We start from the raw sequence: 23,801 nt of genomic DNA, 5'->3' as shown, positions 1-23,801 counted from the left end.
AATGACCCCGTAACTTCGGGAGAAGGGGTGCCCCGGTAGTGTGAATAGCACGAGGGGGCCGCAGTGAAAAGGCCCAAGCGACTGTTTAGCAAAAACACAGGTCTGTGCGAAGCCGCAAGGCGAAGTATACGGGCTGACGCCTGCCCGGTGCTGGAAGGTTAAGGGGAGTGGTTAGCGCAAGCGAAGCTATGAACCGAAGCCCCAGTAAACGGCGGCCGTAACTATAACGGTCCTAAGGTAGCGAAATTCCTTGTCAGGTAAATTCTGACCCGCACGAATGGCGTAACGATTTGGGCGCTGTCTCAACGAGAGATCCGGTGAAATTTTAATACCTGTGAAGATGCAGGTTACCCGCGACAAGACGGAAAGACCCCATGGAGCTTTACTGCAACTTGATATTGAACTGGGGTGCGATTTGTACAGGATAGGTGGGAGCCGTAGAAACCGGAGCGCAAGCTTCGGTTGAGGCGCCGTTGGGATACCACCCTGATCGCATTTGAGTTCTAACCTCGTACCGTGATCCGGTACAGGGACCGTGTCAGGTGGGCAGTTTGACTGGGGCGGTCGCCTCCTAAAGTGTAACGGAGGCGCCCTAAGGTTCCCTCAGAATGGTTGGAAATCATTCGAAGAGTGTAAAGGCATAAGGGAGCTTGACTGCGAGACAGACACGTCGAGCAGGGACGAAAGTCGGGCTTAGTGATCCGGTGGTACCGCATGGAAGGGCCATCGCTCAACGGATAAAAGCTACCCTGGGGATAACAGGCTTATCTCCCCCAAGAGTCCACATCGACGGGGAGGTTTGGCACCTCGATGTCGGCTCATCGCATCCTGGGGCTGAAGTAGGTCCCAAGGGTTGGGCTGTTCGCCCATTAAAGCGGTACGCGAGCTGGGTTCAGAACGTCGTGAGACAGTTCGGTCCCTATCTGTCGTGGGCGTAGGAAATTTGAGAGGAGCTGTCCTTAGTACGAGAGGACCGGGATGGACGCACCGCTGGTGTACCAGTTGTTCCGCCAGGAGCATCGCTGGGTAGCTACGTGCGGAAGGGATAAGCGCTGAAAGCATCTAAGCGTGAAGCCCCCCTCAAGATGAGATTTCCCAGTATGTAAGACCCCTTGTAGACGACGAGGTTGATAGGTTGGGGGTGGAAGTGCCGCAAGGCATGGAGCTGACCAATACTAATCGGTCGAGGGCTTATCCAAAATCTACAAACGCGATGTTTCAGTTTTCGGATTCAGTTTTCAGGGAGCAACACCAGCCTGACTGTTTGGTAATGATGGCGGAGGGGTTCCACACGTACCCATCCCGAACACGACCGTTAAGCCCTCCAGCGCCGATGGTACTTGGACCGCAGGGTCCTGGGAGAGTAGGACGTTGCCAAGCAGAATAGTTTTATCCCTTCGGGGTTTTTTTTTCGCCGAAAGGTTAAGATTGATTTTAGTAGGTTTGAGCGTCTAAGCTGACGCTGTTACTTTTTTAGCGGCCCGTTGGTCAAGTGGTTAAGACACCTCCCTTTCACGGAGGTAACAGGGGTTCGAGTCCCCTACGGGTCATTAACATATACACTATGCCGGTGTAGCTCAGTTGGTAGAGCAACTGACTTGTAATCAGTAGGTCGGGGGTTCAAATCCTCTCGCCGGCACCATTTATTTTTAATATTGATTTGATTGCTATGGCGGTCGTGGCGAAGGGGTTAACGCACCGGACTGTGACTCCGGCATTCGTGGGTTCAAGTCCCATCGGTCGCCCTTTATTATCTTAATAAAGAATTAGCTTGATATTAGTATTAAAATGTTGTAAAATGTAATATGTATGTTAAATCTATATTGTTACTGCCTAATTGTTATGAGTCATTAGCTCAGTCGGTAGAGCACCTGACTTTTAATCAGGGTGTCGAAGGTTCGAGCCCTTCATGACTCACCATTTTATTACATGCGCGTGTGGCGGAATTGGCAGACGCACTAGACTTAGGATCTAGCGTCTCACGACGTGGGGGTTCAAGTCCCTCCACGCGCATAGGTTTTGCGGACGTGGCTCAGCGGTAGAGCATCGCCTTGCCAAGGCGAGGGTCGTGGGTTCGATTCCCATCGTCCGCTCCAATCTTTATTCAGTGTAGAGCGTATATATTATATACGTTTTTATTCTACGCTTTAATTCATATAACAACTATACTGGTGTATAGTTAGCATGTGTGAGATTTGATTAACATGGTTATTCAGGTATTAAAATGTCCCTGTTTCAACCATATCCTCTTAATCCGCGGGTGTAGTTCAATGGTAGAACTTCAGCCTTCCAAGCTGATAGCGTGGGTTCGATTCCCATCACCCGCTTTATAAAAAAGGATGTCTGCATATTGCAGACGTCCTTTTTAGTTTTTCTATAGAATATTTATTTATAGTATTGTGTGTTTTGAAGACTTCAATCAACATACTTAAAAGAACGAAGAACGAAGAACGAAGAACGAAGAACGAAGAACGAAGAACGAAGAACGAAGAACGAAGAACGAAGAACGAAGAACGAAGAACGAAGAACGAAGAATGAAGAACGAAATATAAAATCATAGTAGTGTTTACAATAGCATCAATAGCAATAAACGATTTAAAGAATTATTGCAATTGTGAAAAGTGATTGTAGAAAAAATAAAAATAAAAAGAAACAGCAGAGAAAATTAATTCTTTCTTTGCTGTTTCTTTTTATTAAGGTGCATTTTATTTTACATACATAGTTTCTTTGATACATATGTAAAATAGAGAAGAATTATTTTAAGTTCCAGCGTAGAATCATACCCATTTGAGTGAGACCAGCGCCAAAGCCGTACAGTAATACAGTATCTCCGTTTTTTAATTTTTGGTTTTCTTTGCCTAATTGTAGAGCTAATGGGATAGAAGCTGAAGATGTATTACCGTACCATTCAGCACTGGTTAACGTGTTTTCTAAAGCAAATCCAGTCTTTTCACAAATAGAATCAATCATTTTAAGATTAGCACTATGAGGAACAAACCAGTTAATGTCGGTCAGTGATAGATTGGTCTGATCTAAAAGATGTTGAATTCCTTTCGGTACAGTACGTACTGCCCATTTGTAAACTTCACGACCATTCTGTACGATTTTGCCGTTGCCCAGCATAGGTTGGTTATTGATCTGATCTGCTATTCCTGTACGGTATACGTGCTCGCCCCCAGATCCATCACTATCCATAAAAGTTCCTAAAAAGCTAGGTTGTTCTGGATCGTATTCGACCAAGGCTGCACCTGCACCATCGCCAAACAAAATACAAGTGCTACGATCTGTATAATCTGTTATTTTGCTCATTGTTTCACTAGCAATAACTAAGATTTTGCGATGAAGACCGGAAGTGATAAAGCTATTTGCTACATGAAGCGCATACACAAAACCTGCACAAGTAGCATTGAGATCGAGAGCACCAGCGCGTTTAATTTTAAAATAAGACTGAATTTGAGTAGCTGTACTTGGGAATACATAATCTGAAGTAGTCGTAGCTACAATAATAAGTTCTACATCTTCTAAAGTACCCGGGTATGTTTTTTGAAGATTTTTGACAGCTTCTATGCCTAATGTAGATGTAAATTGTTGATCATTAGCGATACGGCGTTCTCTTATGCCTGTACGTTGAACAATCCATTCGTCTGATGTATCGACTAGCTTCTCAAGATCGTTATTAGTTAAGCGTTTTTCGGGGACATAAGTTCCTAATGCTGTAAGACGAGCTGTTGAATGATTGATAAAAGTCACCTCTGATATGATTTAAGTTATAGGTTTGCAATAGTTCGGTGTTTACGGATTAATCGATTAATTTTGAAAAGATTTGGTTGATCATATTCATGCGTTATAGCGTGATAGAATGTTAAAAATAGCATTTGCTATTGAAAACTAAAATGAGATCTAAAAGAACTCAATTCTATTTAGTTTTTGCTGGTAATAATACTTGTGAAAAGAAAAGCGATGATTAAGGATACGTGTAATACGATGTTGTAGTGAATTGAAGAGAATAGTAAGCGATCCATTCTTACCATTTAAAGATTAATACTTGATACTAATACCAGGTACTAATTAATTTTAAATATAACGTATTTGAAGGATAATGTAAATCGCTTATTGGTTTTGGTGGAATTGTAGATGTTATAATGTAGGCATATGAAGTTATCATACCATATAGAATCATATTGTTCGAAATAAGCGATAAGTATATTTTAAATCATAGGCTTTTATTTTTTAATTTGGGTTGTTTTAAAAGTAATATAAGAGTTGGTATGCGTAGTGATGCTTCTTGGTAGGGTGTTTATTTGATGACTTTTGCTGTGATTGAGTGGTAGCGTATTTTGATGTTTAGTATTATTTTGTTATGCTAAAGGTTGTTGTGTTAGAGGATGTCATTATATTTTGCAATAAAGTAGTCGTTATATAGCGAGTCATTATATGTTGGTATTATTCAATGTACTTGAATAGATGGCTTTACCGTCCAAGTGCATATAAAGAGATACAATGCCGAGAGTAATAGTTTTTCAGTATTAAAGGATCTTATCATTTTCAGTGAGGTGACTATAGGAATGGATATTAGACAATTAACTCTAGAAGATTTTGATGCACGAGCAGAGTTAGGAATGTATGCTTTTCAATATCGTAAATCTACAGAAGAACTGGAAAAAGAAAAACAAGATTTTAAACCAGAACGAACATGGGGTCTTTTTGAAGAAGAGCAATTGAGTGCTCAACTGACACTGTTACCATTGCAGACGTACATACACGGGCAAGTTTTTGAAATGGGTGGAATTGCAGGAGTTGCCACCTGGCCTGAGAAAAGAAGACAAGGTCTAGTTGCGAAGTTGTTGGAGCATACGTTGCAAAAGATGAATGAAGCAGGGCAATCGATATCCTTTTTACATCCATTCCATTTCCCATTTTATCGTAAATTCGGTTGGGAAACGTATATTGAATATCGCAAGTATACGATTCCAACGAACAAATTACCTGCTAAAGTTCATGTCGAAGGTACGATCAAGCGTGGTATTCGTGATTTGGAGCTTTTGAATGCGATCTATGAGAAGTATGCGGCTCATTACAACGGAACTTTAGTTCGAGATACAGAACGTTGGGAACGCAAGTTGCCATCAGGAGACGAACTATTTACAGCAGTGTATTATAATCCTAAAGATCAGGCTTGTGGTTACGTCATTTATGAGATCGCAGATCAGAAAATGAATATTAAAGAATTAGTGTATCTGGATGAACGTTCACGTCAAGCATTATGGACTTATATTGCTAATCATGATTCGATGGTGACTGAAGTGAATTTGCAAGCGCCTATTAATGATGCTTTACCGTATTTACTGAATGATCCACGAATAGAGCAACAAGTTGTTCCTTATTTTATGGCGAGAATCGTTAATGTTAAGCATTTTCTTGAGCAATATCCATTTACAGTAGGGAAGGTAGAGTCGTTATCTATTCGTGTTAATGATTCAGCAGCCGAATGGAATAATGGTATCTGGGATGTGCTTATCAATGATGAAGGTAAAGCCAAAGTAAGTCGACGTGAAGCTTTACCAGAAGGGCTACAACAGGATCTATGGGATCATAGTGATATTGATACAGATATTCAGGCATTAACGGTGGCGCTTATAGGATATAAACGTCCATTAGAATTATGCAGTTGGGGCAAATGGACAGGGAAGTTAGAAGCTGTGTATATTTTGGAATCACGCATTCCTGTAGCGACTACACATTTGATGGACTTTTTCTAAACAAGTGTGAATGAGTGATGTATTAGTGATGTAAATATAGAATAGGTTTTAGAATAAAGCTTTAACTGGTGGAAGTTCTTATAGAGTGTGGAAAGATATTCATATTTATAGGGTAAAAGAATAATAGAGCTGAAATCGTAAATATTAAATAGTACAATCTTTAAAATGATAATGAAGTAAAAAAGCTTATCCTCTATTGAAGTGCATTATACACTTTGTAGAAGATAAGCTTTTTTTAATATAGTGGTGCTTTTTTACTATCCAAGTATACTTTTGATGACTGAATGACTGAATGACTGAATGACTGAATGACTGAATGACTGAATGACTGAATGACTGAATGACTGAATGACTGAATGACTGAATGACTGAGATAGAATATTTATATGGTATTGGGTATAGAAAAGATTTAAAAAAGGTATTTAAGGTGTTAACGTAGGTGCTTGACGATGATGAGTACCTTGTTCGTAGCTGTATGCTAATTTGATCAATGTACTTTCATCAAAAGGACGACCTAAAAATTCAATGCCAACAGGTAATTTGTTATTCACAAATCCAGCAGGCACGGTAATCGCTGGAAAGCCTGAGAAAGGGCTTAAACGGTTATTATCACCTGATATCTGTTCTTCACCGATCGTAGCTGCTGGCTGTGTTGTCGTCGGGTAGACAATAGCATCTAGATCATAATCTGCCATTACTTTTAAAAGAGATTCGCGTGTGACTTTGGTACGGTTGAGTATAATATCTTTATATTCTGGTGTATCCAATGTGGCTACAGCATCGCGTTTTTTCATGGATTCTGCTTGTTTGGGATCAAACTGATTAGAGGCTAAAATATCAGTTAGATTATGATAAGGTGTATCTTCTCCTAAGCTATTCAAGTAATCATTGATTTGAAATTTGAATTCATAGCCACTTAAGCTAGGATATTTCATAATCTGTGTAAGGTTAGGAATTTGAATCGGAACGGCTGTTGCGCCAAGCCTCTGAATATCATCTACAGCGGTATAGACTACTTGAGTAACTGATTTCTCGGTAGCGGTAGTATTGTTGAACAATTCAGTAGCGATTCCGATCCGAGCTCCTTTTAGACCATCCACTTGTAAATAGTCCGTATAGTTATCAGGAATATGTCCAACACTATAAGCGGTAGCCATATCATCTGGATCATAACCAGCAGTGGTCTGCAATAATATTGCTGCATCTTCGACTGTGCGTGCAATCGGCCCACCTACATCTTGTGTGAGAGCGAGTGGAATAATACCATCACGACTACTCAAGCCAACTGTAGGACGAATACCGACTAGACTGTTAAAAGCAGATGGTATTCGAATCGAACCACCGGTATCTGTGCCTAACCCAGCTGCTGCAAAGTTGGCAGCAATTGCGGCTCCTGTTCCACCGCTTGAGCCACCTGGATAATGATCAAGTGCATACGGATTAAGCGTCTGTCCTCCAAGAGAGCTAGAAGTGGTAATCCCGAATGCAAATTCATGCAGATTCGATTTGGCTAAAATAATAGCACCTGCTGCTTTGAGCATAGCGATCTGATCGGCATCTTGATCAGGAATAGAGTTCTGCAAGCAGACACAACCGGCTGTGGTCGGCATATCAGCAGTATCAAAGTTATCTTTGACAATAATCGGGATACCATGCAAAGGTCCACGAACGCCTGTGGTTGCACGTTCTTTGTCTAATTGGGCTGCAATCTCAAGAGCTTGGGGATTAAGGGTGAGAATAGAATTAAGCTTAATACCTTGATGATCATATTTAGCGATACGATCTAAGTATTGTTGAACAAGCTGAACAGAAGTGAGACGACCTTCTTTCATAGCTGTTTGCATATCTGCAATCGTTGCTTCTGTAATCACAAAAGGTTCATTTGTACCGGGAGAACCAGCTGCTTGTACAGAAGAAGTAACACCGTATGTACTGAATGGAGCAACAACTAACATCATAACTGTTAACCACATGACAATCATTTTACGATATGCTCTGATAGGTTGGATCTTAGACAAATAACTTCACTCCTTTAGAAGATAGACTCAATTATTGTCGATACATGTAATTAATTATGTATTTTAGTGTTAATAAATATTACATGTCAATATAAATTATATTATCTGCATACATTTTAATAAAATAATGAAATAAAATGATACATATTTAACTGTTTTTTAGTTTGTGAGCAGTTACATTAAAATAGAACTATAAAAAGAATATTTGTAAAAAAGAAACTTTATATTAAAGCTAAAAGTTTGATAGAATGAAATGGTAATGGTTAAAATGGAATTATAATCCAGTATGGGAAAGAGGAACTGAAATGGATAAGAAGTCGGTATATCATTTGGTGATTGTAGGATATGGCGGTATGGGAAGTTATCATGGGCAACTTATTGAGAAAGTACCTTCTCTCCAAGTCACAGGTGTGTATGATATTGTGGATTACCGTATGGAGCTTGCTGGACAACACGGTTATCAAACGTACGATACAATGGAAGCGATTTTATCAGATGAAACTGTAGATATTGTGCTGATCGCGACTCCGAATGATGTACATAAAGAATTATCGATTCAAGCTTTGCGAGCAGGCAAACATGTGATTTGTGAAAAGCCTGTCACGATCAATAGCGCAGATTTGTTAGACATTGTAAAAGTGGCAGAAGAAACAGGTCAGGTCTTTACAGTGCATCAAAATCGCCGTTGGGATGAAGATTTCTTAATTATTCGTGAGATGTTTGAGAAACGTACTGTAGGAGAAGTTTTCCATGTAGAATCACGTGTACAAGGAGCAAATGGTATCCCGGGTGATTGGAGACAGCTCAAAGCTTATGGTGGCGGTATGTTGTTGGATTGGGGAGTTCATTTGTTGGATCAGTTGTTGTTGCTCACAGATAGTAAGATTGAGAGTGTGCATGCTCAATTGAGTACGGTGCTGGATACAGAAGTTGATGATGGATTTACCACATCGATTCGGTTCAAAGATGGGTTAACGGCTGTGGTTGAAGTGGGTACGACCAATTATGTTAAATTGCCACGCTGGTATGTGAAAGGTACAGAAGGAACTGCAATTATTCAAGATTGGAATCTAAGTGGAGAGATTGTCACCCGTAATACAGAAGTAGAGAAAGTAGAACCCAAACCGATTCAAGCAGGTCGTGGATTAACAAAAACGATGGCTCCGCCTTCTGAAGAATCTACCATTCGCCAACCGATTCAAACGATCGAACATCCGCCTGAAGAGTTTTATATCAACTTTTTATCGGTGATCGAAGGGTCAGCCAAATCAGCTGTACCGAATGAAGAAGTGCATCGAGTATTGGTGCTGATCGAAACGATTTTTGAAGCAGCTGAAAAGAATACTGTTATTCATAAAGAATTTTAAATTCGATTTTTATCAATACTATATAGCAAGAGCTGGTACTCTATAGAACGATATAGATATCAGCTCTTTTATTATATCGAAGTATATGGTACATATATCATTCTATAATAAGGATAGTATAAGGTTGTGTGATGACATCAATATTGATTTGAAAAGTGTTACAATGTATAGATGTGTGTATTGCTGTATGATCACAGATGTTGAAAACAAAAGATATTATAATAAATAAACGATACAAAGTATAGATAGGAACGTGAAAGGATGGAACACGATGAAACAAGTGGTACTGGCTGAAAAGCCTTCTGTTGCAAGAGAAATCGCACGTGTGATGGGAAGTCATCAAAAGCATAAAGGATATATGGAAGGCCCTCAATATATAGTCACATGGGCATTAGGTCATCTGGTAGGTCTAGCAGAGCCCGAGGATTATGATACTCGTTATCAGAAATGGAATTTGGAAGATTTGCCGATTTTACCAGAGAAAATGACGTTAAAAGTACTGCGTGAAAGCAGTCATCAGTATAAAATCGTTCAACATCTGTTAAAACGTAATGATGTACAAGGGTTGATTGTGGCTACAGATGCTGCGCGTGAAGGGGAATTGTTAGCACGCTGGATTATTCAGATGGCGAAGTGGAAAAAGCCATTTCAACGATTATGGATATCTTCACAGACGGATAAAGCGATTCGTGAAGGATTCAACAAGTTACGTCCGGGAAAAGAGTTCGATCGGTTGTATGAATCTGCACGTTGCCGGGCAGAAGCAGATTGGATGGTTGGACTCAATATTACACGTGCACTTACTTGTAAATTTGATGCTCAATTATCAGCAGGACGTGTGCAGACCCCTTCACTTGGAATGATGATGAAACGGGAAAATGAAATTAAAGATTTTCGCTCACAAGATTATCATACTTTGCATATTGATCTAGGGGATCTGCAAGCCGAATGGAGACATGGTCAAGGAGACGGACGTATTTTTGAATCGCAACAAGTACAGCAGTTGGAACAGGCTTTGGCAGGTAAGCAAGCGAAGATTGTATCGGTGAAAAAGAATGAGCGCCAAGAACCTCATCCACTAGCTTATGATCTGACCGAGTTACAGCGTGATGCAAATAAAAAATACGGATTTTCTGCTAAGCATACGTCTAATGTATTGCAAAAGTTGTATGAGCAACACAAAATCGTTACGTATCCGCGTACCGATTCACGTTATTTGTCTTCCGATATGACAGATACTTTCAAAGAACGTTTATCCAGTGTAGCTGTAGGTCCGTATGCGCCACTGGCACGTCCTTTGTTACGTAATGCTCTTAAGATTGATAAACGAATTGTAGATGACAGCAAAATTAGTGATCATCATGCCATTATTCCTACAGAGGAAATAGTTTCTTTGAATGCACTGACTAGCGATGAACGGAAGCTGTATGATCTGATTGCACGTCGATTCATCAGTTTATTTTATCCACCTGCTACTTATGATACGGTTCAAGTGATCATCGAAGCGGCAGGAGAACAGTTCCATGCTAAAGGAGTAACAATTAAAGATTCCGGTTGGCGTACAGTATACGGTGAGCAGTGGGGTGAAGAAGATGAGGATGAAGATGCTACTCAAGATTCTCAGCGTTCATCTGATCGTCAAAGCACACAAAAGTTGCCAGAACTCCAACAAGGTGAGTCGAAAATGATTGCTCGTTGCGTGGTCAAAGCAGGTCGTACAATGCCTCCTAAACGGTACACTGAAGCGGCTTTATTATCTCAGATGGAAAAACACAGTCTGGGTACTCCTGCTACACGAGCAGACATTATTGAAAAATTAGTGTCGTCAGATACGATTGAACGTAAAGGAAATCATTTGCACCCTACTGGTAAAGGAGCACAATTAATTGAACTGGTGTCTCCTGAACTACGTACACCTGAATTAACAGCACGTTGGGAACAACAATTAGAAAAAATTGCCCGTGGTCAAGGTCAACCTGAGCCGTTTTTACAAGAGATTCGTCAAATGGCACAGTCCATGGTCGATGGAGTGAAAAAGAGTGATGTGAATTATAAACCTCACAATGTATCTTCAAGTCATTGTCCTGAATGTGGAACACGTATGCTAGAGAAAAAATCGAAGCGAGGCACGTTCTTGATCTGTCCGAGTGAAGATTGTAGCTATCGTCGTTCGACCGAAAAGCAATTATCCAATCGTCGTTGTCCGCAATGTCATAAAAAAATGGAAATTAAAGACGGCAAAGCTGGGAAGTATGTGCAGTGTCTGGGTTGTGGTATTACCGAAACGTTGAATAAAGACGGCGGTCGTCCAGTGAATAAACGAGAGCAACAAAAGCTAGTGAAGAAATTTGAGCAAAAAGAATCGTTTGGTTCAAGTCTAGGCGATTTGTTGAAAGCAGCTTTGGAAGATAAAAAGGAATAGAAATGAATCGATATGATTGTCATAAGCTCTTTAGTGATTACATATGCTAAAGAGCTTATTTGCTATGCAGTGAAAAGTATTTTATTAAAATAATCGTTGACGAAAATGGTTTTCATAATCTATATTTAAAAGAAAATATTTTCAGGTGGTGCAGACGAATGAAAACTTTTTTCGAGAAGGCCCAACGATTTGGTAAATCTTTTATGCTTCCGATCGCCGTATTACCCGCAGCAGGATTACTGTTAGGTATAGGGGGTGCCCTTTCTAATCCCAATACGGTAAGTACATATCCTGTATTACAGATTAGCTGGTTACAATATATTTTCAAAGTAATGAGCAGTGCTGGAGATATTACATTCAGTAACTTGGCGTTGATCTTTGCGATTGGTGTAGCTGTTGGACTGGCACGTTCAGACAAAGGAACAGCAGGACTGGCGGCGGCACTTGCCTATCTGGTCATGAATGCTTCGATCAATGCAATGCTGATTAACAGTAACCAGCTTGTGACTGAAAATATGGCGGCAGCCGGTCAAGGTATGATTCTTGGTATTCAATCTCTACAGACAGGTGTACTGGGCGGGATTATTATCGGTCTTGTCACTGCAAGCCTTCATAATCGATATAACAAAATTGAACTCCCTCAATTTTTAGGATTTTTTGGCGGTTCACGTTTTATTCCAATTGCTTCTTCGTTTGCAGCGATATTTGTAGGATTGGCTTTATTTCTAGTATGGCCAACGATTCAATTAGGAATTACAAAGCTAGGTGGAATCGTAGATGCTACAGGGTATGTAGGTACATTATTCTATGGATTCTTTTTACGTATGTTAGGGCCTCTCGGACTGCACCATATTTTTTACCTCCCTTTCTGGCAAACCGGACTTGGTGGTACAATGGAAGTATCTGGTAAGATAGTGGAAGGAACCCAGAATATTTTCTTTGCTCAATTAGGTGATCCTTCGACTGAAAAGTATTTCTCAGGCACATCGCGCTTTATGTCAGGTCGATTTATTACGATGATGTTTGGATTGTTGGGTGCTGCATTAGCGATCTATCATACTGCACGTCCAGAACGTAAAAAGGTTGTTGGTGGCTTGATGTTATCAGCGGCGTTGACTTCATTTTTAACAGGTATTACAGAGCCATTGGAATTTGCTTTTCTATTTGTTGCTCCCTTCTTGTATGTGATTCATGCTGTTTTTGACGGATTTGCTTTTATGCTCGCTCATATATTTCAGATTACGATTGGTCAAACATTCTCGGGTGGTTTGATTGACTTTATTCTGTTTGGGATTTTACAGGGAAATGCCAAAACCAATTGGATCTATGTACCGATGATCGGTGTGGTCTGGTTCGCTCTGTACTATGTGACATTCCGCTTCTTAATCGTCAAATTCAACCTCAAAACACCGGGTCGTGAAGATGAGACTATCGCTGATGCTAAAGGAAGTGCAGACAATGGAAGTGGGCAAACAACAGCTGTAACCGATGCAAACGCTACAGATGCTGGTGAAGTGGATAGTTCTCGTCCTGCGGTGATTTTGAATGCATTGGGTGGCAAAGACAATATTAAAGAACTGGATTGTTGTGCGACTCGTCTACGGATATCCGTCTATCATCCGGATCAAGTCTCTCAAGATCGGTTGAAACATTCAGGCGCTAAAGGTGTCCTCATTAATGGTAACGGGGTGCAAGTAATCTATGGCCCACAAGTGAGTGTAATAAAAAATGAGATTGAGGAATATATGGAAACGGAGTGAGTATAGTATGGATTTGGATTCATTGGGATTACAGCTGGGGCTAATCGTATCTTGTCAGGCATTGGAACATGAACCTCTGCATAGTTCTTTTATTATGGGGAAAATGGCAGTGGCTGCGCAAGAAGGCGGGGCTGTGGGTATTCGAGCCAATACAGCGCAAGATATCAAAGAAATTAAGCAACAGGTGCCTCTACCTGTGATCGGAATCGTCAAACGTAACTATGGAGATCATCCTGTATTTATTACACCTACGATCACTGAAGTTCATGAATTAGCAGAATCAGGTTGTGAGATTATCGCATTAGATGCAACGTCACGTCCTCGCCCGGATGGTGTGGCACTTGCAGATTTGGTCAAACAGATTCGTCTGCTTTATCCTGAATTGTTATTGATGGCAGATGTATCGACTGTCGAAGAAGGGATCATGGCGGAACAGCTAGGATTTGATCTGATATCGGCTACACTGGTAGGATATACCGAGCAGACTTCACATCAGAAAGTGTACGAGAATGATTTTGCTATTCTCAAAGAGATGATTCGCCAGATCAAAACACCTATTGTAGCTGAAGGTAATATTATGACACCAGAGATGGCAGCACGTTGTCTGGAACTTGGTGTGTATAGTGTAGTGGTAGGTGGAGCGATTACCCGTCCACAACAGATTACAGCACGCTTTATGGAAAAAATGAAAGAAGTTCGTTCGGCATCGATTGTACAAAATAGACTTTGATCCTTATTTTATGTAACAAAAAATGGATAGCAAATCTAAAGAAAGAACCGGAGATGATCGATATCCGGTTCTTTTTCTTATGTTCCCTTTAAGATGGATCTTGTTTGTATAGGGCATGGAGTGTACGTTGACGTGCTGATAGTAGTTCTTCATTTTGCAGTAATAGCATGGAGATCATATCTAGTACATAGATAATCGCTAATTGACTATTGATAAAAGGAATATCGCCCATTCGCTGTAATCCAGGTGTAAACAGACACAAATCGGTCGTTTCTGTAAATGGAGTATGATCAAAATTGGTAATACCGACGATCTGAGCTTGATTGGCTTTGGCGATTCGTAGCGCACTGTTGACTTCAGTGGTATGACCAGAGTTGGACAATCCAATTACCAAATCTTGTTCATCCATTAAAGACGCATTCATCATCATCATATGCGAATCGGTCACAGCATCGATTAAGATGTTCATTCGCATCAAGCGGTACTTAAATTCCAAAGCCGATAATCCTGAGCTTCCTAATCCATACACATAGACACGCCGTGCTTGCTTAATCTGTTGAACAACTTCTTCAATCATTTGTGGCTTGATCATATCGGCAGTCGCCATAATAATCTCGTTATATAAATGCCTTGTCTGTGCAAAGAAATTAAGTTCATCTCGCGGAATATCGACTTCTCGGTTAAGACTAAGCTTGAAATCTATAAAGTTACTAAATCCTGCTTTACGACAAAAGCGAGTAATTGTAGACATTGAAGCTTGTGTACGCTGGGAGAGATCGCGGATATTGATATTATGAATTGAATTCTTATGGAGCATGATGTAGTCAGCAATTTCTTTTTCTTTGGTCGATAATTGTTGATATCGTAATTGAAGTTCATCCAGTACATTGAGAGCCATCTGTAATCTCCTCCTTAAGCGCTTGGCAACATAAGCGCAACTCAGCTTCCATAAAAAAATGATTTTTGCATTAGCAAAATATCTTACATTAAGCGCTTGGCAGTATAAGCGCAACTCAGCTTCCATAAAAAATGATTTTTGCATTAGCAAAATATCTTACATTGCATTTATGTAAGTATCGAACAGTTGATTTCTTTCTATTATAGTATAGTTTGTAGAATGATCTCTATATTATAGGATTGTGCCATCAAATAATGGAATTATGCTATGTGCTTTTTATTATTTTACCGTTAGAATAAAAACGAACACGATAGAATAACTGGATATTCGGTACTGAGCCGAGCCATCAGAAAGGGATTATTCCATGTCTATATTTTATGATACTCATCAATCTACATTCCATTTACAATCTCGTTCAACGAGTTATGTGATTCAACTACTTAAATCTACGCATTTAGTTCACTTATATTGGGGACCTCGTCTACAAGGAACATCGATCAGCAGTCTATTGCAACAAGTCGAGCGTGCTTCATTTAGCCCGAACTATCATGCAGATGATCGTGATTTCTCATTTGATACGTTGCCACAAGAATACCCTGGTTACGGTCGCGGAGATTATCGTGAGCCTGCTTTTGAAGCTAAACATAGCAATGGAACTACGGTTAACGATCTTCATTATGTGAGTCATACCATTACAACAGGCAAACCAACACTTGAAGGATTACCAGCTACGTATGTAGAGCAGGAAAATGAAGCAGATACACTGGAAATTACTTTGCGTGATCCATTGACTGGACTTGAAGCTATTGTAAGCTATACGGTGTTCAACGAAATGAATGCGATTACACGTTCTGTGAAATTTGATAATAAAGGTGCAGAGACGATTCAGATTCAGCGTGCACTTAGTAGTAGTGTCGATCTAGCAGATGATGAATATCGTATGATGCAATTGTCGGGTGCATGGACACGTGAACGTCATGTGCATTACCGTCCACTCACTCCAGGATTACAACGGATCGAAAGTAAACGTGGTTCGAGTAGCCATCAGCAAAATCCATTTATTGCTTTACTTGGTAAAGATGCAAATGAAGATCAAGGGCAAGTCTATGGAATGAGTCTTGTGTATAGCGGTAACTTTGTCGCTCAAGTTGAAGTGGATCAATTCCATACTACACGTATGCAGATCGGATTATCGCCATTTGATTTTGAATGGAAATTAGAAGCAGGTGACACGTTCCAAACACCTGAAGCGGTGCTGGTTCATTCTTCTGAAGGATTAGGTGGTATGTCTCGTACTTATCACAAGCTGTATCGTACGCGTCTAAGCCGCGGAACACATCGTGATCAAGTCCGTCCTATTTTGATTAACAACTGGGAAGCGACTTATTTTGACTTTGACGCTCCTAAGATCAAGTCAATAGCAGCTGCTGGAAAAGAGTTAGGCATTGAATTATTTGTACTGGATGATGGTTGGTTCGGTCATCGTAATGACGATCGTACTTCACTTGGTGATTGGGTGGAAGATCGTCGCAAATTACCAGAAGGGCTAGGTAAGCTGGCAAAAGAAATCACAGCTACTGGAATGCAATTCGGATTATGGTTTGAACCTGAAATGGTTTCTCCAGATAGCGACTTGTATCGTGCACATCCTGATTGGTGTCTACATGTACCTGATCGCAGTCGTACGATGGGCCGGGAGCAATTGATTCTAGATCTTTCGCGTCAAGATGTATGCGATTATATTGTAGAGTCTGTGAGCGCTGTTCTTTCTTCTGCTCCAATTACGTATGTGAAATGGGATATGAACCGTAATATGTCCGAGATCGGTTCGGCACTGTTACCCGCGGATCGTCAACGGGAAACAGCACATCGGTATATGCTTGGACTGTATAGTGTTTTAGAAAAGATAACATCAACATTCCCACATATCCTATTCGAAAGTTGCTCTGGTGGTGGAGGTCGATTTGACCCGGGAATGCTATATTATATGCCACAAACATGGACAAGTGATGATACAGATGCAGTAGAACGTCTGAAAATTCAATACGGTACAAGTATGGTCTACCCGGCAAGTGCGATGGGTGCTCACGTATCAGATATACCGAATCACCAAGTAGGGCGTATGGCTCCATTGACGACTCGTGGTCATGTAGCCATGTCCGGTAACTTTGGTTATGAGCTTGATCTGACGAAGCTTACCGATACAGAAAAACAAGAAGTGAAAGAGCAAGTGGCTCAGTATAAAGAGTTACGAGAGCTGATTCAATTCGGTCAGTTTTATCGTTTGCTGAGTCCTTTTGAAAGTAATATTACCTCTTGGATGTTTGTCTCAGAAGATCAACAAGAAGCTTTTGCAGGTTATTTCCAGGTGTTAAGTGTTCCTAATGGACCGCTTCGTCGTCTGAAATTAAAAGGACTTGATCCACATCGTCGTTACTCAATGTCTGTAAATGGTGTTACAGATGCTAACACTTATGCTGGTGATGAATTGATGTATCACGGGGTGATTGCTCCTTATGCACAAGCCGATTTCTATAGTGCTTTGTTTGTATTCAAAGCGGTGGAATAGTACACTTACACTGTAGAGATTGAATCAATGGAGGCAGACAGAAATGGAACAGGTATTATGGGTCTGGCTGCTGATTGTCAATATTATTGCTTATATCGTGATGGTCACAGACAAAAAACGTGCACAACGTCATCGTACTCGTGAACGTATACCAGAGAAAACGTTGTTTATCTGGGCGGCTATCGGCGGAGCTTTGGGGATCTGGATCGCGATGATGACCAAGCGCCACAAAACCAAACATCGTTCATTTGTAATCGGTGTGCCATTGTTATTGATTTTAAATATTATGGTGTACGGTTATATCTGGATGACATGGATACGGTAAACACTAGAAGAACAAAGACCTGATGATTCGTTATCAGGTCTTTGTTTCGTTTCATGAAATGAGCATAACGGGTAATAAAGGAGTATACTAAAAGTATAACGCTTACGATCATTGTCTAAGTGTTATGGATGGATGATATCTTCATTCTGTTGACCCGTCTTACATAACAACAGATATCCTACAGAATCCTGATCTCAGAAATCCAGATGCAGCATAATCACACCACCAATGGATACCCACTGGCATAGAGGAGATGGATAATATGTTATTTTCCAAAATTTTATTAGCATACGATGGTTCCAAAGCATCTAACAAAGCACTAGATCGTGCGGTGGAACTTGCAACAGCAGCGCCACACGCTGAAATTCATGCAATTCATGTGTTTGATTTTCCACGTTATTTTGTAGGGGAAGGTATTGTACCTGTACCGACAACGTCTAACGAGGAATTGTATGAATTAGCGACACAAACAGCGAAAGAAGCTAAACGTCGCTTAGAAGCAGCTGGAATTAGCAATACGATCAGTGTGGAAATGATTCAAGGTGCAGCAGCACAAAACATACTAGAGTATGCAGAAGCGAATCACTGCGATGTGATCATTATTGGTAGTCGCGGACTCGGTAGTATTCGTGAATTTGTATTGGGTAGTGTGAGTCATAATGTTGTACAACACGCTAAAATCCCAGTATTGATTGTGAAGTAATACCAAAGCTATCAGTAGATCTAAAAGGTATGCATTACACTTGTAGCCCTCTTAAGGCGTATAGAATGATTGTCCAAGCGACAACGGTTCTATGCGTCTTTTTTATTTTGATAGGGAACAAGTACGAAAGAAATCAAAGATGAAAGCCTTTAAATACGAACAATATAATATTAGTATCATAAAACGTTCGTCTTTAAGTTGACATGATGTGTTGTAGATTGGTACACTAACACATGAAGCTTATCAAACGTATGAAATAATGACTCGTATAAAACCGGGAATATGGCCCGGACGTTTCTACCCGAATACCGTAAATGTTCGGACTACGAGAGTAAACAGATCGATCTATGTGATTGCAGTCTTGATGGTAGACCTTATACTTTTTTTGAAAGGGATAGGGCTTTCTATACTGCGGATGCAATATGTATGATCTGTTAAGCTCCCTGAAGTCCGAAGAACCTGGAAATGAACATATTTCTAACAGGATCTGCGGATTTTTTTCGTGTGAAGCGGTGCTAACATTGTGAGAACAAGTGAATGTTATGCTAAATACAATTACAGATTACTTATCGAACACGATAGATTAATTTTATCCTGGAAAGTAGGTTATAACATGTCGGTACAGGTCGCTGTTGTTATGGGTAGCAAATCAGATTGGGAAACGATGCAACATGCTTGTCAGATGCTCGATGAACTCGAAATTGCTTATGAGAAAAAAGTAGTCTCTGCTCACCGTACACCGGATTTGATGTTTGAATTTGCAGAGCAAGCGCAAGAGCGTGGAATTAAAGTGATTATTGCAGGTGCAGGTGGAGCCGCTCACTTACCGGGTATGATCGCAGCCAAAACATTATTACCTGTTATCGGTGTACCTGTACAATCGGCGGCATTGAAAGGTCTGGATTCTTTATTATCAATCGTCCAGATGCCCGGCGGGATTCCAGTAGCTACTGTAGCGATTGGCAAAGCAGGAGCCACGAATGCAGGATTGTTAGCGGCACAGATGATCGGTGCTTTTGACCCTGAAGTTATGAAGCGTGCAGAAGCTAGACGTGAACGGATTCGTCTAGAAGTGATCGCTTCGAGTGATACGCTATGAGTGATATTCAATCTTCTAAATTGATTCCACCGGGTTCTACGATAGGGATTTTAGGTGGCGGACAGTTGGGACGCATGATGGTTCTGCAAGGAACACCGCTCGGGTATCAATTTATTACACTTGACCCAGCGACCAATGCACCTTGCGGTCAGGTCAGTCAGCAAATCGTAGGACGTTATGATGATCCACAAGCTGCTGAAATGCTAGCGAGCCAAGCCGATGTGATTACGTATGAATTTGAAAATGTAGATGCTGATGTAGCGGCATTGTTAGAGCAGAAATCGTATGTACCTCAGGGGAGTCAATTGTTATACACGACTCAACACCGATTACGTGAAAAGCGTGCGATTGAAGCGGCAGGCGCAACCGTAGCTCCTTATATGGAAGTACGCAGTGCAGCAGAAACGTTACAAGCGGTACAGCAATTTGGAACACCTTGTGTGCTCAAAACAGCAACAGGCGGTTATGATGGCAAAGGGCAATTTGTGATTCGGAATGAAGAGCAAGCCCAGCAAGCCTATGACGAATTAAGTGTTGCAAGAACAGAGTTAGTGGTTGAGCAATTTATTCATTTCCAATGTGAATTGTCTGTGATCGCTGCTCGTAGCTCTAATGGAGAGATCAAGACATTTCCTGTATCTGAAAATGTTCATGTGGATAATATTCTTCATCTTTCGATTGTACCTGCGCGTGTATCGGCAGAAATACAACAACGTGCGGAACAAATGGCAGCAGCTATTGCAGAGTCTATGAATGCGGTGGGATTGCTGGCTGTTGAATTATTTTGCACCGAAGATGGGCAGTTATATGTAAATGAATTAGCACCTCGTCCGCACAATTCAGGTCACTATACGATTGAAGCTTGCGAGACGTCACAGTTCGAACAGCATGTAAGAGCGATCTGCGGATTGCCTCTGGGAAGTACAGCATTGCGCTCACCTGTAGTCATGGTCAATATTTTGGGAGAACATATTCCTGCAATTACTGAAAAGATGATACAGGTCGATCTCTCAACAACATCACTACATGTGAACCCTAAGTACCATTTATATGGGAAAGAAGAAGCCAAACACAAGCGCAAGATGGGACATATCAATGTGCTGTGTCATAATATAGAAGATGCTCTGGCATGGATAGACCAAACGAATATATGGAGGCACGAATAAACTTATGATCGAACGTTATAGCAGACCTGAAATGAGAAATATCTGGAGTGAAGAGAACAAATTTAAAGCTTGGTTGGAAGTAGAAATTTGCGCTTGTGAAGCATGGGCGGAATTAGGCGTTATTCCAAAAGAAGATGTAGAAAAATTACGTGCAGGTGCTTCTTTTGATATGGATCGCATTTATGAGATCGAAAAAGAAACACGTCATGATGTGATTGCATTTACCCGTGCAGTATCTGAAAGCTTAGGCGAAGAACGCAAATGGGTACATTACGGCTTAACATCAACAGATGTGGTGGATACAGCACTTGGTTATCTTTTGCGCCAAGCCAATGAAATCTTAGAACGTGATATTATCAATTTTATCGAAATTTTGAAAGATAAAGCGATCGCTTATAAAGATACACCGATGATGGGACGTACGCATGGTGTTCATGCAGAGCCGACTACATTTGGCTTGAAAATGGCATTATGGCATGAAGAAATGAAACGTAACTTGGAGCGCTTCCGTCATGCAGCCGACAACGTTCAATACGGTAAAATGTCTGGTGCTGTAGGAACATATGCGAATATTGATCCTTTTGTAGAAGAATTCGTATGTAACAAGTTAGGTACCAAAGCGGCTCCCATCTCTACACAAACGTTACAACGTGATCGTCATGCTGAATATATGGCAACACTGGCTTTGGTAGCAACATCGCTTGATAAATTTGCAACTGAAGTACGGGCACTACAGAAGAGTGAAGTGCGTGAAGTCGAAGAAGCTTTTGCTAAAGGTCAAAAAGGTTCATCTGCCATGCCTCACAAACGTAATCCAATCAGCTCTGAAAATATCTCAGGTCTTTCTCGTGTAATCCGTGGTCATATGGTGTCTGCGTATGAAAATGTAACGTTGTGGCATGAACGTGATATTTCACATTCATCGGTAGAACGTATTATTTTGCCAGATGCAACGATGTTGTTGAACTACATGCTGAATCGCTTTGGTAACATTATCAAAAACTTAACGGTATTCCCTGAAAATATGCAACGCAATATTCAACGTACGTACGGTGTTCCTTTCTCCGGTCGTGTGATGACTAAATTAATTGATAAAGGTATCAGCCGTGAGCAAGCGTATGATACGGTTCAACCTCGTGCGATGCAAGCGTGGGAAGAGCAACGTTCGTTTAAAGATATTATTTTGGAAACTCCTGCAATAACAGAACTATTGAATGCTGAAGAAATTGAAGAAGCATTCAACCCATCATGGCATCTGAAACATGTCGATACAATTTTCAAAAAACTCGGTCTGGAATAGGAAAGAGGGGACACTACACATGATATCGCAAGCCGTCACAACAGCTGTTGATCTGGTTAATGCACCGCTGATCTATAAAGGAAAAGTACGCGAATTGTATGATCTGGGCGAGCACTATCTGATAGTCGTTACTGATCGTATTTCTGCTTTTGATTATGTACTTGATCCACCTGTACCACACAAAGGGGAAGTGTTGAACCGCTTAAGTGCTTTCTGGTTCGGACAAACCAACAACCTGATCGATAACCATGTCGTACATATCGATGTCGATCAATTAGGCGATATCGTACGTGACCCGGAAGCACTGCGTAACCGCATTATGGTCACACGCAAAGCGGAACGTATCGATATGGAGTGTGTAGTACGTGGTTATATTACAGGCGGTGGGTGGAGACAATATCAAGAAACTGGTCAAGTGAATGGGATTACCCTTCCTGAAGGCTTGCGTAAAAATGGTGTATTCCCTAATCCGTTGTTCACACCGGCTGCCAAAAATGATACTGGTCATGATGAAGATATTTCTTTTGATGACATGAAAAATCGAATTGGTGCAGAACTTGCTGAAGAATTGAAAACCAAAAGTATTCAACTTTATGAATATGCCCGTCAGTATTGTGACCAACACGATATTATTCTAGCGGATTGCAAATTCGAATTCGGATTGATTGATGGTAAAGTCGTCTTAATCGACGAAATTTTCACGCCAGATTCTTCACGCTTCTGGGCGAAGAATAATTATGCACTGGATATCGAAATCGACAGTATGGATAAAGAACCAGTACGCACGTATCTGGCAGGCACAGATTGGGATAAAAACAGCCAACCTGCTCCTTTACCAGAATCCGTCGTCCAAGCCACATCCGACCGCTATCTAGCCATCTATCAGAAGTTAACGGGGAGGCAATTGATTTGATCCTTGGGGAGACCGCTTCGGGAAAGAATCATCCTGCCGATCGCTGTTAAGAATGAATATCTGGAATGACTGCTTGGCAGTCGATATTCATTCTTAAAGGCGAACGCTACGCTTCTTATGGATGATTTCTTTCCCTCCGCTCCGCCCGGATCGAGATCAATTAGCGCTCGTTAGGGGTGGGGCAGAAAAGATAAGGACAGCATGGTGTTCACTATGTAGACTATCCATATCAAGGCAGTCTACCAAGTCATATTTTCTGCTCACTTCTCCATCTGATTGAGATTGCGATCTGAACTATCAACCATAATGGTAGATATTTGCTTCAACTAAGAACTTATCAACTGAGTACAAATAAAGTGATTCTTCGTTCCAAGCGAAGGGACCAGAATCATCTGTGACCATAGCGAGGTATCTCAAGAATCACCAAATATTGATTTTCAAAGTTATCAATTTAATGTAATCACTACCTGATACACCTAGCAATATTAACTCAGCATCACCTAATCTAAGGAGGAACAAAAATAACATGATTAAAGCTACTGTCTACGTGACCATTAAGCAAAGCGTACTTGACCCACAAGGTGTTGCTGTTCAAGGTGCACTTCATTCTTTAGGATTCAATGAAGTCGAGAGTCTTCGCATCGGGAAGTACATGGAGATTGAATTGGATACAGATAATCGTGAAGAAGCAGAAGAACGCTTGAAAGTGATGTGCGAGAAGTTGCTAGCTAATACGGTTGTTGAAAATTACCGTTTCGAACTGGAGGGTTAA

Annotated in this window: 16 protein-coding genes, 7 tRNA genes, 2 rRNA genes and 1 riboswitch (1 of these 26 running past the window's edge); of the genes, 22 read left to right on the top strand and 3 right to left on the bottom strand. The window is 40.9% G+C overall.

Features of this window, described 5'->3' with window-relative positions:
• The 9 genes from RCP16_RS15875 to RCP16_RS15835 all read left to right on the top strand — a co-directional run.
• Nucleotides 1-1,199: ribosomal RNA gene (locus RCP16_RS15875) — 23S ribosomal RNA — on the top strand; it begins 1,725 nt to the left of the window's first position.
• A gap of 64 nt (nt 1,200-1,263) precedes the next feature.
• Nucleotides 1,264-1,380 (top strand): 5S ribosomal RNA (rrf, locus tag RCP16_RS15870).
• Nucleotides 1,381-1,478: 98 nt separating this feature from the next.
• Nucleotides 1,479-1,550 (top strand) — tRNA-Glu (locus RCP16_RS15865).
• 16 nt (nt 1,551-1,566) lie between these two features.
• A tRNA-Thr gene (locus RCP16_RS15860) sits at nt 1,567-1,642 on the top strand.
• Nucleotides 1,643-1,672: 30 nt separating this feature from the next.
• Nucleotides 1,673-1,745 (top strand) — tRNA-His (locus RCP16_RS15855).
• Between the two features lie 99 nt (nt 1,746-1,844).
• A tRNA-Lys gene (locus RCP16_RS15850) sits at nt 1,845-1,920 on the top strand.
• An 11-nt stretch (nt 1,921-1,931) separates the two neighbouring features.
• Nucleotides 1,932-2,013 (top strand) — tRNA-Leu (locus tag RCP16_RS15845).
• An 8-nt stretch (nt 2,014-2,021) separates the two neighbouring features.
• Nucleotides 2,022-2,096 (top strand) — tRNA-Gly (locus RCP16_RS15840).
• Between the two features lie 160 nt (nt 2,097-2,256).
• Nucleotides 2,257-2,327, top strand: a tRNA-Gly gene (locus RCP16_RS15835).
• A 427-nt stretch (nt 2,328-2,754) separates the two neighbouring features.
• Here the strand turns inward: RCP16_RS15835 and RCP16_RS15830 are convergent.
• Entirely contained in the window at nt 2,755-3,741 is a 987-nt protein-coding gene (locus tag RCP16_RS15830) for a ketoacyl-ACP synthase III (RefSeq protein ID WP_308642498.1), read from the bottom strand.
• Nucleotides 3,742-4,565: 824 nt separating this feature from the next.
• Here RCP16_RS15830 and RCP16_RS15825 point away from each other — a divergent pair.
• Entirely contained in the window at nt 4,566-5,759 is a 1,194-nt protein-coding gene (locus RCP16_RS15825; protein WP_308640781.1) for a GNAT family N-acetyltransferase, read from the top strand.
• Between the two features lie 422 nt (nt 5,760-6,181).
• On the opposite strand, the gene RCP16_RS15820 is transcribed toward RCP16_RS15825, so the two are convergent.
• The gene (locus tag RCP16_RS15820; RefSeq protein WP_371748234.1) at nt 6,182-7,717 is read right to left on the bottom strand and encodes an amidase family protein; all 1,536 of its coding nucleotides are present in this window, start codon (nt 7,715-7,717) and stop codon (nt 6,182-6,184) included.
• A gap of 365 nt (nt 7,718-8,082) precedes the next feature.
• Here RCP16_RS15820 and RCP16_RS15815 point away from each other — a divergent pair, with 365 nt between their 5' ends.
• The 4 genes from RCP16_RS15815 (at nt 8,083) to RCP16_RS15800 (ending at nt 14,056) form a co-directional block, all read left to right on the top strand.
• The gene (locus RCP16_RS15815; RefSeq protein WP_308640779.1) at nt 8,083-9,144 is read left to right on the top strand and encodes a Gfo/Idh/MocA family protein; all 1,062 of its coding nucleotides are present in this window, start codon (nt 8,083-8,085) and stop codon (nt 9,142-9,144) included.
• Nucleotides 9,145-9,415: 271 nt separating this feature from the next.
• Nucleotides 9,416-11,566 (top strand): DNA topoisomerase III, encoded by a 2,151-nt coding sequence (locus RCP16_RS15810; protein ID WP_308640778.1) that lies wholly within the window; start codon nt 9,416-9,418, stop codon nt 11,564-11,566.
• 158 nt (nt 11,567-11,724) lie between these two features.
• Complete coding sequence (locus RCP16_RS15805; RefSeq protein WP_308640777.1) at nt 11,725-13,326, top strand: maltose/glucose-specific PTS transporter subunit IIC; 1,602 nt, start codon at nt 11,725-11,727, stop codon at nt 13,324-13,326.
• A 7-nt stretch (nt 13,327-13,333) separates the two neighbouring features.
• Nucleotides 13,334-14,056 carry an N-acetylmannosamine-6-phosphate 2-epimerase gene (locus RCP16_RS15800; RefSeq protein ID WP_308640776.1) on the top strand — a complete coding sequence of 241 codons (723 nt, stop codon included), beginning with the start codon at nt 13,334-13,336 and terminating at the stop codon, nt 14,054-14,056.
• A gap of 88 nt (nt 14,057-14,144) precedes the next feature.
• On the opposite strand, the gene RCP16_RS15795 is transcribed toward RCP16_RS15800, so the two are convergent.
• Nucleotides 14,145-14,954: a MurR/RpiR family transcriptional regulator gene (locus RCP16_RS15795; protein WP_137225839.1), complete on the bottom strand. Its 810-nt coding sequence runs from the start codon at nt 14,952-14,954 to the stop codon at nt 14,145-14,147.
• Between the two features lie 364 nt (nt 14,955-15,318).
• Here RCP16_RS15795 and RCP16_RS15790 point away from each other — a divergent pair, with 364 nt between their 5' ends.
• The 8 genes from RCP16_RS15790 (at nt 15,319) to purS (ending at nt 23,801) form a co-directional block, all read left to right on the top strand.
• The gene (locus RCP16_RS15790; protein WP_137225841.1) at nt 15,319-17,523 is read left to right on the top strand and encodes an alpha-galactosidase; all 2,205 of its coding nucleotides are present in this window, start codon (nt 15,319-15,321) and stop codon (nt 17,521-17,523) included.
• Nucleotides 17,524-17,566: 43 nt separating this feature from the next.
• The gene (locus RCP16_RS15785; RefSeq protein ID WP_308640775.1) at nt 17,567-17,848 is read left to right on the top strand and encodes a DUF1294 domain-containing protein; all 282 of its coding nucleotides are present in this window, start codon (nt 17,567-17,569) and stop codon (nt 17,846-17,848) included.
• A 262-nt stretch (nt 17,849-18,110) separates the two neighbouring features.
• Nucleotides 18,111-18,551 (top strand): universal stress protein, encoded by a 441-nt coding sequence (locus RCP16_RS15780; RefSeq protein WP_069328916.1) that lies wholly within the window; start codon nt 18,111-18,113, stop codon nt 18,549-18,551.
• Nucleotides 18,552-18,795: 244 nt separating this feature from the next.
• Nucleotides 18,796-18,897: riboswitch (purine riboswitch) on the top strand.
• Nucleotides 18,898-19,164: 267 nt separating this feature from the next.
• Entirely contained in the window at nt 19,165-19,650 is a 486-nt protein-coding gene (gene purE / locus RCP16_RS15775) for a 5-(carboxyamino)imidazole ribonucleotide mutase (protein WP_204825659.1), read from the top strand.
• The gene (gene purK / locus RCP16_RS15770) at nt 19,647-20,816 is read left to right on the top strand and encodes a 5-(carboxyamino)imidazole ribonucleotide synthase (RefSeq protein WP_308640774.1); all 1,170 of its coding nucleotides are present in this window, start codon (nt 19,647-19,649) and stop codon (nt 20,814-20,816) included. The genes purE and purK overlap by 4 nt, the downstream gene beginning before the upstream one ends.
• Nucleotides 20,817-20,820: 4 nt before the next feature.
• Nucleotides 20,821-22,116 (top strand): adenylosuccinate lyase, encoded by a 1,296-nt coding sequence (purB, locus tag RCP16_RS15765; RefSeq protein ID WP_137225845.1) that lies wholly within the window; start codon nt 20,821-20,823, stop codon nt 22,114-22,116.
• A gap of 19 nt (nt 22,117-22,135) precedes the next feature.
• Nucleotides 22,136-23,029 (top strand): phosphoribosylaminoimidazolesuccinocarboxamide synthase, encoded by an 894-nt coding sequence (locus tag RCP16_RS15760; RefSeq protein ID WP_308640773.1) that lies wholly within the window; start codon nt 22,136-22,138, stop codon nt 23,027-23,029.
• A 526-nt stretch (nt 23,030-23,555) separates the two neighbouring features.
• Entirely contained in the window at nt 23,556-23,801 is a 246-nt protein-coding gene (gene purS, locus RCP16_RS15755; protein WP_069328921.1) for a phosphoribosylformylglycinamidine synthase subunit PurS, read from the top strand.

The sequence above is a fragment of the Paenibacillus nuruki genome, from assembly GCF_963311185.1.
GTDB lineage: Bacteria > Bacillota > Bacilli > Paenibacillales > Paenibacillaceae > Saccharibacillus > Saccharibacillus nuruki.
Note: the sequence above shows the minus strand (reverse complement) of the source record. Positions and strands in the feature narration are given on the sequence as shown.

What these genes read in the sequence shown, in the direction of transcription:
- RCP16_RS15790 (WP_137225841.1), top strand. Translation starts at nt 15,319, where the DNA reads ATGTCTATATTTTATGATACTCATCAATCTACATTCCATTTACAATCT.
- RCP16_RS15820 (WP_371748234.1), bottom strand. Translation starts at nt 7,717, where the DNA reads ATGATGTTAGTTGTTGCTCCATTCAGTACATACGGTGTTACTTCTTCT.
- purS (WP_069328921.1), top strand. Translation starts at nt 23,556, where the DNA reads ATGATTAAAGCTACTGTCTACGTGACCATTAAGCAAAGCGTACTTGAC.
- RCP16_RS15780 (WP_069328916.1), top strand. Translation starts at nt 18,111, where the DNA reads ATGTTATTTTCCAAAATTTTATTAGCATACGATGGTTCCAAAGCATCT.
- RCP16_RS15810 (WP_308640778.1), top strand. Translation starts at nt 9,416, where the DNA reads ATGAAACAAGTGGTACTGGCTGAAAAGCCTTCTGTTGCAAGAGAAATC.
- RCP16_RS15800 (WP_308640776.1), top strand. Translation starts at nt 13,334, where the DNA reads ATGGATTTGGATTCATTGGGATTACAGCTGGGGCTAATCGTATCTTGT.
- RCP16_RS15795 (WP_137225839.1), bottom strand. Translation starts at nt 14,954, where the DNA reads ATGGCTCTCAATGTACTGGATGAACTTCAATTACGATATCAACAATTA.
- purE (WP_204825659.1), top strand. Translation starts at nt 19,165, where the DNA reads ATGTCGGTACAGGTCGCTGTTGTTATGGGTAGCAAATCAGATTGGGAA.
- RCP16_RS15815 (WP_308640779.1), top strand. Translation starts at nt 8,083, where the DNA reads ATGGATAAGAAGTCGGTATATCATTTGGTGATTGTAGGATATGGCGGT.
- RCP16_RS15805 (WP_308640777.1), top strand. Translation starts at nt 11,725, where the DNA reads ATGAAAACTTTTTTCGAGAAGGCCCAACGATTTGGTAAATCTTTTATG.
- RCP16_RS15785 (WP_308640775.1), top strand. Translation starts at nt 17,567, where the DNA reads ATGGAACAGGTATTATGGGTCTGGCTGCTGATTGTCAATATTATTGCT.
- purK (WP_308640774.1), top strand. Translation starts at nt 19,647, where the DNA reads ATGAGTGATATTCAATCTTCTAAATTGATTCCACCGGGTTCTACGATA.
- RCP16_RS15825 (WP_308640781.1), top strand. Translation starts at nt 4,566, where the DNA reads ATGGATATTAGACAATTAACTCTAGAAGATTTTGATGCACGAGCAGAG.
- purB (WP_137225845.1), top strand. Translation starts at nt 20,821, where the DNA reads ATGATCGAACGTTATAGCAGACCTGAAATGAGAAATATCTGGAGTGAA.
- RCP16_RS15760 (WP_308640773.1), top strand. Translation starts at nt 22,136, where the DNA reads ATGATATCGCAAGCCGTCACAACAGCTGTTGATCTGGTTAATGCACCG.